Source organism: Acinetobacter sp. 24-47-67 (genome assembly GCF_056779735.1).
The window spans coordinates 1-12152 of the sequence record NZ_JBWYIK010000001.1 but is presented as its reverse complement, the minus strand read 5'-3'; the positions used below and the strand labels follow the sequence as shown (position 1 = coordinate 12152).

The following is a 12152-nucleotide window of genomic DNA, read 5'->3' as shown; positions in this document are numbered from 1 at the left end:
GTGTTCTCCTTAGGCTTTAAATACAGATTGCAATGGACTTAATTCCACTTGTACCGATTTGATTTGCGTGTAGTGTTGTAAAGTCGTTAAACCATTCTCTCTTCCTACACCAGAATGCTTATAGCCACCGACTGGCATTTCAGCTGGCGATTCACCCCACGTATTGATCCAACATATACCTGCTTCAATTTGGTGGATGATTCGATGTGCTTTGACAATATCAGGGGTAACCACACCAGCAGCCAATCCATAAGAAGTATTATTAGCGCGACGAATCACTTCTTCTTCTGATGTATATGTCAAAATACTCATCACAGGACCGAAGATTTCCTCTTGAACAATGGTCATCTCATCTCGACAATCACTGAAGATTGTAGGCAGTACAAAAGCACCATTTTTTAAATGATCACCTGTTGCTCTAGAACCACCACACACTAAACGTGCTCCCTCGCTTTTAGCATAATCGATGAATGCCAAAATTTTATTCATATGCGCAAAGCTAGATACTGGTCCAAAATTTGTTTCTGGATCTAGCGGATTACCTAAGCGGATATAAGGAATACGTTCTAATAGCTTTTCTTCAAATTTTGGCTGTAATGATTCTGGAATAAATACTCGTGTCCCATTCGTACAAACCTGTCCAGAACTATAGAAATTTGCCATCATTGCAATATCTGCAGCTAAGTCTAAATCAGCATCTTCACAAATAATTAATGGTGACTTCCCACCCAACTCCATCGTGACTTCTTTAAGACTCGATTCAGCAGCTTGAGCCATCACTTTTTTTCCAGTGCTCACACCACCAGTAAATGAAATTTTCGCAATATCTACATGCTGGCTTAAATAGGCACCAATATCACCGCCCCCTGTTACAACATTGAATACCCCATCTGGCACTCCAGCTTCGGTATAAATTTCTGCCAATTTAAAGGCTGTTAAGGGGGTAATCTCGCTGGCTTTGAAAATCATTGCATTCCCCGCCGCCAAAGCAGGTGCTGACTTCCATAAGGCAATTTGAATTGGATAATTCCATGCTCCTATACCAGCTACAATTCCCAAAGGTTCACGGCGTGTATAGACAAATGAATCTGTTCTTAAAGGAATCTGTTGACCCTCGAGTACAGGTAAAATTCCAGCGTAGTATTCGAGTACATCAGCCCCTGTCACAATATCTACAGTCGATGTTTCACTATATGCTTTACCACTATCTAAGGACTCAATGGTGGCAAGTTCATCATTTCTTTCACGTAAAATAGCTACAGCTTTATTTAAAATTCTTGAACGCTGCATATAAGTCATTTCAGCCCAAACTTTCTGTCCTTGTTTGGCAGATAGAATGGCTTGATCCACATCCTGTTGAGAACATGCTTGAATGGTCGCGAGAACTTGCCCCGTGGCTGGATTAATCGAATCAAAAGTTTGACCTGATTGAGCATCGACGAATTGTCCATGAATATAAGGACGTTGTAATGGGAATTTATTCATACGATTAGCCTCAGATATAGTAAATATTAAAAATTATTGTGTAAGTTGCTGCTGGATAAAGGCATGGCAAAGACGGATAGAAAGATCAGTATCAATCTCACTTCTTGTTAATGCGCCCCTTAACCAGAACCCATCAATTAATGCAGCCAACCCTTGAGCTGCTTGCTCAGCTTTTAGGGGGCTTAAACGTTTTAAAAACTCATGTTTTAAATTTGAATGTAGCCGACAGTGATTCACTTGCTGTAATCGGTGTAGATCGGGTTGATGCAAACTAATAGCCCAAAACGCGAGCCATACTTTCATCGCGGCTTGATTGGTCTGAGGAGTTGCAAAATTCGCTTTAACAATCGCCATTAAACGATCTTCTGGAGAATGTCCAACCTCTGATTTTAGATCCCTTACACTTTCTCCAAGTTGCTGTAGTAAATAGCGCATGGTTGCCTCAATCAATCCATTCTTGCCACCAAAATAATGACTAATAATACCCGTGGAGACACCTGCTCTTTGCGCAATCTGTTGAATGGATGCATCAGCAAAACCGAGCTCATTTACAGTGGAGAGAGTAGCATCAATCAATTGTTGACGACGAATGGGTTGCATACCAACTTTTGGCATAAGATGACCTAAACCTACAGGAGATTATAATCAGCGTTTATCAATAAGAACGCTGTAACATTAGTAAACGTTTTTTTAATTGAACGTTCAATCAATAAAAATTATAGTGCTATTACTTCCATGATGTACAGCTCAGTTTGTTTTGTATTTGCAAAAGTTTGTAATTGTGGATCAAGCAAGCTTCTATCAGGATATAAATCGAACTGCGCTGTAGATCATTTCATTACTCATTGAATGGTCACTGATTTATGCATAACAAAAATGATCAAACGCAGGATAGTTTGAATAAGGTCGTGTTCTATGTATCAGCATCATTGATACTTTTGTTTTCGATCACCACAATTTTGTTTAATGAAGCTGCTAATAACGTCATTACACAAACCCTCGATTGGGTAAGCAGAACCTTTAGTTGGTATTACCTGTTGGCTGCGACACTCTATTTTGTCTTTATTGTATTTATCGCATGCTCTCGATACGGCGAAATTAAATTAGGACCTAAACACTCTAAGCCTGAATTTAGTTTATTGAGTTGGTCTGCAATGCTCTTTTCTGCGGGTATTGGTATTGATCTCATGTTCTTTTCCGTGGCTGAACCTTTATCGCATTACATGAACCCACCTGTAGGTGAAGGACAAACCTTTGAAGCAGCACGTCAGTCCATGGTATGGACCTTGTTTCATTATGGTTTAACTGGTTGGAGCATGTATGCATTGGTTGGTGTAGCCTTAGGTTACTTCAGCTATCGTTATAACCTTCCCCTTACGATCCGTTCAGCTCTCTACCCTATTTTTGGAAAAAAAATTAACGGTCCTATAGGTCACACTGTAGATACAGCTGCCGTCTTAGGTACGATTTTTGGTATCGCGACTACCTGTGGTATTGGTGTCGTACAACTCAATTATGGTCTTCATGTTCTCTTCGATCTACCTGAAAATTTGTGGATTCAAGCTGGTCTAATCGGGATCGCGGTGGTTATTACTGTCATCTCAGTAACGGCAGGTGTGAATAAAGGGATTCGAGTTCTTTCTGAAATCAATATCTATGTCTCGATTGGGTTACTCCTCTTTATTCTTTTGATTGGTAATACAGAATTCTTACTCGCAGGCTTAATCCAAAATTTAGGTGATTACCTCAGTCAATTCCCGAAATTGAGTTTAATGAGTTTTCCATTCGAACAACCTAAAGAATGGATGAACAGTTGGACGCTTTTCTTTTGGGCTTGGTGGATTGCATGGTCGCCATTTGTCGGTCTGTTTTTAGCACGAATTTCTCGTGGTCGTACCATTCGTGAGTTTGTATTTGGTACGTTGATTATTCCTCTACTATTTACACTGACTTGGTTATCCATCTTTGGAAATAGTGCACTTCACAATGTAATTTTTGATGGTAATGCACAACTTGCAACAACCGTTTTAGAAAATCCAGCGCATGGTTTCTATGACCTACTTGCACAATATCCTGGTTTTACCTTCTTAGCAGGTATAGCAACAATTACAGGATTATTATTTTACGTCACTTCTGCAGACTCAGGCGCTCTTGTTTTGGGTAATTTCACAACAAAATTCACCAATATCGAGCATGACTCTCCAAGATGGCTCAGCGTATTTTGGGCTATAGCCATTGGTTTACTCACCTTAGCGATGCTGATGGCAAATGGTATTACCGCCTTACAAAACACAACCATCATCATGGGTCTGCCTTTTAGCTTTGTCATATTCTTTGTGATGGCGGGTTTATACAAATCCTTGAGATTGGAAGATTTCAGACAAGCCAGTACTAGCTTAAATGCCGCGCCAGTCGTGGGCAATGTGGATATTCTCAATTGGAAAAAGCGACTCAGTCGCGTAATGCTTCATCCAAGCCATGAACAAACATTAAAAATGCTAGATGATGTGTGTAAACCTGCAATGGATGCCGTGGCACAGGAACTTTTATCCAAAGGTGTCAAAGTCGATGTGAATACTAAGCCTCTTGAAGATAATGCTGAGCTTTATCATTTGGACCTCATTATTCACTTGAATGAAGAAGAAAATTTCGTATATGAGATTTGGCCCGTTCGTTATGACACCCCTAACTTTAGTACCCGTGCTAAACGAACAAAGCGTTATTACTATCGTTTAGAAAGTTACTTATTTGAAGGTTCGCAAGGTAATGATTTGGTCGGTTACAACAAAGAACAAGTGATTAACGACATTTTGGACAAATATGAACGTCATATGATGTACCTTCATATTAACCGTATCAGTCCAGGTAAACGTCCACAATTTCCCGATCGTGACATTTAGTTAGTAGTAGCTCATCTAAACAAGGAAAATGACCATGTCAGAAAGTCTAAACGCCTTTGCTCTATTTTTTTCGTTGCTTAATCCCTTTTTAATGAGCATTTATATGCTTGGGATTATTCGAAATTCAGATGCAAAAGTTTTTAATATGGCCCTGATCCAAGGTAGTTTGATTAGCTTTGTGGTTTTTGTCATTTTTGCTAAAACAGGTGAAGCCTTTTTTAATGATGTACTTCATGCACGATTTGAATCTTTCCAAATTTTTGGTGGAATCATTTTCTTGGTGATTGGTTATCGTTATGTATTTGAAGGTGCTGATACGATTGGGGTCATGCGTGGAGCACCAAACCATTTGGCTGGTACGATCGCCATGCCTTTTATGATCGGTCCAGGAACAATCTCTGCATCTGTAATCACTGGCATTCAATTAAGTTTATGGCAGACGATCACAGTCATCTTTATGACCTTATTCTTAACCTGTAGTCTTTTGATATTAATGAAATATTTGCATGATAATTTACAGCATAAATATTCTAATTATATCGACTTATATGTAGATATCGTGGGTCGTGTTGCTGCATTGCTTATCGGTACGATTGCCATTGATATGATCGTGACTGGTGTTACTGGGATCATCAATGGCTAATTGAAGGTTGTTGTTGATATTTATAAAAAAGGAGTCTTATCATTGACTCCTTTTTTTAAACCCTAATATTTAGAATCTATATCCGATATTTAAACTATACACCGTTGGATCTACGTCCACACTTCCTACCTTTTCTCCATTTACTTTTACATCAGTTTTGATATCCGCATATCGGATATCAGCACCAACACTCCATTGAGGGTTAAATTGGTAATCTACGCCTATTTGACCAGCCCAACCAAAAGAATCTGAGAGATCGAACTTATCACCACTATATAATCGGTCATTAAAAAAATAGGTGTAATTTAAGCCCAGACCCACATAAGGTTGTAACTTTTCATTGGGTAAGAAGTGATATTGCACACTAAAAATTGGAGGTAAATGTTTTGTTTTTGCGACTTCATTACCAGCAACATTAATTTTATGCTGTGGTGGCAAACCGACTAATACATCAAATGCAATATTTGGTGTATAAAAATAAGAGATCGTGCCAGTGACTCCCCAAGCATCATCTATTGTGACGGGTGCTGTTTGATTAAAAATACTACCTGGAGAAGATGTGGGATCAATATTGCTAATCGCACCTCTTATCTTCCATTTATAATCTGCGCTGTGCGCATTAGAACTTAATGCCATGGTACTCAATAAAATCGCGAATAAACCAAAACTTAATTTATCATTCATATCATTACCCATTTTTTATAAATATCTGAAATTTTGAAGATTGTTAATCAATTAAATTGAATGCTTTAGATCATATCGATAATTCTTTTTGTTGGTTATTTTTTATTCTGATTTGTTTTGATGATTTTTTATTTAAGAAAATTTATTCAATTTAAATGGATTTTTGGAATATTGTTTTTAATTTAAGTGAGGAAAGAACGTACGCCTAATTTGGATTCCAATCAGTAATGATGAAACAAGAAACAAATCTTATTGACCTTACCACAATGGGAAGGTTTAGAATGATCGTGACCTTATTTCAATTAGCATATGGAGTTAAGTATGTCATCTACTTCAACTAAATCTATTCAAATCAAAATTGAAGGAATGACCTGTGCTGCTTGTGTAAGCCGAGTTGAAAACTCATTAAAAAAAGTCGATGGTATTCAAGATGCCAGTGTGAACCTCGCCACTGAAATAGCTCAAATTGAGTTAACTACAGACGTAACAGATCAACAAATCATTCAAGCCGTAAATAAAACAGGTTTTAAAATTAAAAAATGCGCAACAATAAAATTAAAAATTTTAGGCATGACTTGTGCTGCATGTGTGAGCCGAGTTGAACGTTCTTTACTAAAAATACCAGGTGTATTAGCAGCACAAGTAAGTTTGGCAACTGAGATAGCAAGCATTGATCTACTTTATCCAGTTCCTGTTGATCAAGTTATTGAGCGTATTGAAAGATCAGGGTTTGAAGCTGTACTTGAACAGCAAACGATCACAGCACTTCCAAATCGCGAACTTGAATCAAAAAAAATTCTCAAGCATTTTATTATCGCACTTGTACTCAGTTTACCTATATTTATCATTGAAATGGGCTCGCACCTCTTGCCTTCATTTCATCATTTTATAGGTACTTACATCAGTCAGAATCAGAGCTGGTTATTCCAATTTATTCTTGCGACTTTAGTTATTTTTATACCTGGACGGCATTTTTTCACACAAGGTATCAAGTCACTGATAAATTTACATCCTGACATGAATTCTTTGGTGAGTTTAGGATCAGGAGCTGCCTATTTATATTCTATTGTTGCTACGTTCTTTCCAAGTTTATTGCCACAACAGTCAGTACATGTCTATTACGAGCCTGCAACACTCATTATTACATTTATTTTGTTAGGCAAATATCTAGAAGCACGAGCTAAAGGTCGAACTTCTGCAGCGATTCAACATCTGATTGGCTTACAACCTAAAACAGCGCGAGTTAGAGTATCTGACCTCCAGACTAAAGATATATCGATTGATAAAATTACAATCGGTATGCAGGTTGAAGTTCGGCCTGGTGAAAAAATTCCTGTAGATGGCGTGGTTATTTCAGGTGAAGGCTTTGTAGATGAGTCAATGATCAGTGGAGAATCTTTTCCAATCCACAAATTGATGGGTTCAGAAGTTGTTGGTGGAACCCTCAATCAAAATGGATTTCTTGTCATTGAAACCAAACATTCTTCTGAAAATAGCATTTTATCTTCAATTATTCAGTTGGTTGAAAATGCTCAGACACAAAAGCTCCCCATACAATCTTTAGTCGATAAAGTCACCTTATGGTTTGTTCCAGTTATCCTCTTGATTTCGATGATTACTTTCATCGCGTGGCTGGTGATTGGACCTGAACCTAATCTGAGCTATGCTTTGATTAACGCCGTTTCTGTTTTGATTATTGCATGCCCTTGTGCGATGGGACTTGCAACCCCGATGTCGATAATGGTTGCGACGGGACGTGCTGCTGAACACGGAATTTTATTTAAAAATGCGACTTCACTTCAAAAACTTCGAGAAATTTCAACATTTGCATTTGATAAAACTGGAACATTAACAATAGGGCAACCTGCGATTAGTCATATCGAGATTTTCGCACCATTTACACATCAACAGGTTCTACAAACTGTTGCATCCGTTGAATATCATTCCGAGCACCCAATTGCTAAAGCGATTGTTCAATATGCTTCCGATCATCATATAAAGATGATCGAAATTTCTGAGTTTAAGAGTATTTCAGGATTCGGCATTCAAGCACAATTGAATGGTCAGGATATTAAAATTGGATCTGTAGAATTTATTACTCGAGAAAATGCAAAGATTTCTCATGCACTCTCTCACCATCAAAGATTACTAGATGAAGCTCAAACACCCATCGCGGTCTCCATCGATGGTGAGCTTGCATCAATTATTTTAATCACGGATCAATTAAGACCTGAAACCTACGAGGTTATGGCTCAACTTAAAAAGAACGACAAGCACATTGCTTTGATTACTGGCGATCATCAAAATGCAGCGCAATATGTGGCTAATCAACTCAATATCAATGCAGTTTATGCACAGGTCAAACCACATGAAAAGTTAAACATCGTTGAGACCCTTCAAACGCGATATGGAAATGTTGCTTTTGTTGGTGATGGTATTAATGATGCTCCTGCACTTGCGCAAGCTCAAGTCGGTATTGCGATAGGTTCAGGTACGGATGTCGCCATTGAAACGGCTGACCTTATTTTAATGTCATCAAATTTGAATAACTTATCTAAAGCCATCAAATTAAGCGAAATGACCATTAGAAATATTCATCAAAATCTGTTCTGGGCTTTTTTATACAATATTTGTCTGATTCCGATTGCTGCAGGCGTACTTTACCCCTTGACTGGTATCCTGCTCTCACCTGTTTTAGCCGCAATCGCAATGGCACTTTCTTCGGTATTTGTATTAGCGAATGCCTTAAGACTCAAAACTTTGAAATTAAATTAGCAGCTTAAAACAAAGGAAAGATCATGAATATTGGCGAATTAGCACGACGTTCAGGCTTAACTGCTAAAATGATTCGATATTACGAAAAAATCGATCTCATTTCTGTTCCGATCAGAAGTGCTAGCGGTTATCGTGTTTACACAGAGCAAGACCTTTCGACTTTAAGTTTTATTAAACATGCTAAAGATCTTGGTTTTTCGATCGATCAAATCAAAAGTTTAGTTGAGCTTTGGAAAAATCCTGACAGAAAAAGTGCTGATGTGAAAAAAATTACAGATCAACATATCCATTTTTTGACAGAACAAATTCATTCGATGCAATCAATGATTTTAAAATTAAAGGCTGCGAGTCAGATGTGCTCTAATGATTCGACTTCAAACTGCAGTATTCTGAATAAAATTGAACATATTCAATCGTGACAGTGATAGATGTTAACTAACGCAAGAGGTTATTATGAAATTATTTATTGAAAATATTAGTTGTTCGGGTTGTGCTAAAGGTGTCACTGCATCTGTATTGTCACTTGATCCTAATGCAAGCGTCAATGTAGATGTTGCCAACAAAATTGCAGATATTCGTACAACATATAGCTTTGAAAAAATCGCTGAAGTTTTGACTGAAGATGGTTTCCCTCCTGAATTAAAAGATTAAATTGCCATAAAAAAGGCGAAACATTATTTCGCCTTTTTTGATAAAACGCATACCGTAGTATGCGTATTTTTAAAGAATTAATAAATGATTTGACCGTTTTGAAGTAACTGCTCCAACGTCAGATCTGCATTTTGAGGACCAATATTCAACAATTGAGTAGCTTCAAATTGTGTACCTTCACCATCGCGATCGATTGAAATTACAGAATCTTTAACAGTGATATATTTACTTAAGATATCCGCAACTTGATCAGTCGAATCTGTTGAGAATGTAGTTGAAGTATTAGCATCAACAAATAGTTGAGATACATCAATTACATCGACACCTGCTTCGAAATCTGACCACGTATCAAAACCATTTCCACCCGTTGCATCGGCTTCATCAAGTAAGTTGAAGATTAATTTATCCGCGATATCACTTCCAGTGAATGCGTCATTAAATTTCGAACTTGTAAATGATTTGTTTACATCAAAGCTTAAAGTAGCTGTTGAAGTCGTTCCACCAACTGTCGAAACAGTATAGCTAAATTCTTCTTTACCAAATCCTTTTCCTGATGGTGTATACGTATAGCTACTATCATTATTGAAAACAAGAGTACCAAATTTACCTTCGACAGTTACACTAGGATTACCACTATAAGTCGACGTCGTTAATCCATTAATAGTATAAGAACTAATAGAATTTAAACCGTCATCATTATTAGAAACGTTTCCAATAACTGGTTCTAAAGCAACTGGAGTAAATTCATTCAAGTACGTTGTATTAAACGTGATTGTAGAGTCCTCGAAATAAGCAAGTCCAGGATTAACAAGATTAGCTTGTACAGTATATACACCAGCGGGAAGATCATTTAACTGTAATACTTTTCCAGTAACAGCATTTAACTCACCAGTCTTAACTACAGTGCCAGCTGCATTTTTCACTGTGTAACTAATACTGCGTGATGAAGTTAAAGATAGAGTACTTTCAAAAGAAATTGCAACTGTACTGACTGAGTTTTCAGCTATTGCAAATTTAGCATCGATAGTACGTTGAGCCAGACCAATATCTAAAATTGTATCATTTACAATAGTTTCTGATTTATTTTGCATTACAATTTCAGATTCTTCAAAATCATCTTGAGCAACAGCTAAATCAATTTTAATAGTTAACGTTTCGAGTGAACTATTTCCATTCTGATCTTTAATGACATAAGTAAATGTCTCGATTTCACCATATGGTAAGCTTGTGCCTTCACTAGGTTTATTTACGAAGTATTGGTAAGTTCCGTCCTTATTGAGAATTAATTTACCATACACACCTTGAAGTTCTGTTTCTTCAACAAGCTGAGTATTACCAGCAATAATGATTTCTGACCCATTAGCTAATTCAATCTGACCTGAAGTTTGACCGACAAAATCATTGTCTGTTTTAACAGTCGAATAATCATAAAGTGTGTCTTTATTAACATATAGACCAGATCCACCAAGTACATTAAGTCCTGTTGGAACAGTCACTGCATAATAGTCACCCTCTGTAAATTTAAGTGTAACTTCATCAGATTTACCACCTAAAATTACTGTGTACCAGTTATTTATGCTGTGAACTTGGACATATTCATTGGTATCAGCATTGAACTTATAAATAAATAAAGAGTATGAAGTTAAACTTACACCGCCGCCATCGCCTTGGAAAGTCATTTCACGAACATTATTTTCATTCACTGTGAAATTCATGAACGAAGATAAATCAACTGCACCAGCTTTAATAACTGGATCTAACAAACTTACATCTAACACTTTAACATTTGTTAATTTAGGCACTTCACCAGTGATATCTTTAATTTCAGGAAGTGGATTGATGATAACAGTGTCGTTGATTTCTGATTGTTTTACCTCAACAACTTTATTATCAATCGATATATTAAGCTTTGCAGAAGCTGTATTACCTAGTTCTGTTTTAACGTAATAGGTAAACTCATCTACTTGCCCGAATGGACCTTTAAAGTCTTCATTAATCTCGTAACGATAGCTTCCGTCTTGATTAATAAATAACGTACCAAATTTACCTTCGATCGCGGTTTCAGAATTACTATTCAACGTAATTGCTGCATTAGAACCAGCCATAACTGACTCTACAATCGTACCAGTTGGCAGTACATCCTGACCATCAACAGCATCTGCATCTGTGATTACATTACCAGTTGCTTCGCCATCGACTGACACAACTTCATTATAATCCAGAATAATGTCATTCAATACCTTCAATGTATAACCACTTAATACTGTTACCCCAACAGAAGGTGTTAAGAATACAATATATTTACCTTCAGGAAGGCTCACGTTCAATTCTTCAGAAACACCAGCCAGTAAATAAGCTTTCAACCATTGTTTCTCAGTCATGTACTCTTTGTATTGACCAGTTTCTTCATCAAATTGATAAATTTTAAGATCGTACATCGAGACGATCGAAACACCACCTGATTGTGATTTCAATGTTAAGTTGCGAACTGTCCCATCAGCAACATCAACTGTTAATGAATTTTGAAGAACTTCTGTTAAAACATTAGCTTCGAGCACTGCACCCAAGCCAACACTTGCTACCGCAAATGCAGTTTTATCTTCAAGTTGTTGTTCTGCTGAAGGTAATTTAGTAGTCGGGTTAATCACTTCAGGAATGAAATTAACTGAGTTATCCGCTGGAAGTACTATTTCTTGAAGATCATCGACAATACCATTGTTATCTAAATCGTTCACTGCCGGTACTGCTGTATCCAGAGCATCTAAACGAGCATCTAGATCATCTTTAGCTGCTGATGCAGGTAATGTATCAACCAAGCCTTGTGCTGTACCTTTCAACGCATTCAATTCTTCTTTGATCGCTTGTAATTCAGCTTGAGTTGTTGGGCTGATTACACCATTTTCAGCAGCAATTGCCTCTACCAATTCATCATGCTTAGCTTCTGCAGTTTGAACCGCTTGTGTTGCTGCTGCAATCGCGGCATCAACATCATCAGCAATACCATTGCTATCTGT

Annotated in this window: 9 protein-coding genes; 5 read left to right on the top strand and 4 right to left on the bottom strand. The window is 37.3% G+C overall.

Going from position 1 to position 12152, the window contains the following annotated elements; translation table 11 throughout:
- Positions 1–9: 9 nt before the first annotated feature.
- Entirely contained in the window at positions 10–1485 is a 1476-nt protein-coding gene (gene betB, locus AC1M9K_RS00045) for a betaine-aldehyde dehydrogenase (protein WP_481588107.1), read from the bottom strand.
- A gap of 33 nt (positions 1486–1518) precedes the next feature.
- Positions 1519–2100, bottom strand: coding sequence for a transcriptional regulator BetI (gene betI / locus AC1M9K_RS00040; protein WP_035268653.1), 582 nt, complete (start codon positions 2098–2100; stop codon positions 1519–1521).
- 248 nt (positions 2101–2348) lie between these two features.
- On the opposite strand from betI, the gene AC1M9K_RS00035 reads away from it, so the two are divergent.
- Positions 2349–4385, top strand: coding sequence for a choline transporter (locus AC1M9K_RS00035; RefSeq protein ID WP_035268654.1), 2037 nt, complete (start codon positions 2349–2351; stop codon positions 4383–4385).
- Positions 4386–4419: 34 nt separating this feature from the next.
- Positions 4420–5028, top strand: a complete 609-nt coding sequence (locus AC1M9K_RS00030; protein ID WP_035268656.1) for a MarC family protein — start codon at positions 4420–4422, stop codon at positions 5026–5028.
- A 69-nt stretch (positions 5029–5097) separates the two neighbouring features.
- On the opposite strand, the gene AC1M9K_RS00025 is transcribed toward AC1M9K_RS00030, so the two are convergent.
- Complete coding sequence (locus tag AC1M9K_RS00025) at positions 5098–5712, bottom strand: OmpW/AlkL family protein (RefSeq protein ID WP_481588106.1); 615 nt, start codon at positions 5710–5712, stop codon at positions 5098–5100.
- A 309-nt stretch (positions 5713–6021) separates the two neighbouring features.
- Here AC1M9K_RS00025 and AC1M9K_RS00020 point away from each other — a divergent pair, with 309 nt between their 5' ends.
- Genes AC1M9K_RS00020 through AC1M9K_RS00010 form a run of 3 tightly spaced genes read left to right on the top strand, consistent with a single transcriptional unit; the run spans position 6022 to position 9138 of the window.
- Positions 6022–8487, top strand: a complete 2466-nt coding sequence (locus tag AC1M9K_RS00020) for a heavy metal translocating P-type ATPase (protein ID WP_481588105.1) — start codon at positions 6022–6024, stop codon at positions 8485–8487.
- A 23-nt stretch (positions 8488–8510) separates the two neighbouring features.
- Positions 8511–8906, top strand: coding sequence for a Cu(I)-responsive transcriptional regulator (cueR, locus tag AC1M9K_RS00015; protein WP_035268660.1), 396 nt, complete (start codon positions 8511–8513; stop codon positions 8904–8906).
- A gap of 34 nt (positions 8907–8940) precedes the next feature.
- The gene (locus AC1M9K_RS00010) at positions 8941–9138 is read left to right on the top strand and encodes a heavy-metal-associated domain-containing protein (protein WP_035268662.1); all 198 of its coding nucleotides are present in this window, start codon (positions 8941–8943) and stop codon (positions 9136–9138) included.
- 77 nt (positions 9139–9215) lie between these two features.
- On the opposite strand, the gene AC1M9K_RS00005 is transcribed toward AC1M9K_RS00010, so the two are convergent.
- Positions 9216–12152: BapA/Bap/LapF family large adhesin (locus tag AC1M9K_RS00005; protein ID WP_481588104.1), on the bottom strand; the 2937-nt coding region annotated here is incomplete at its 5' end.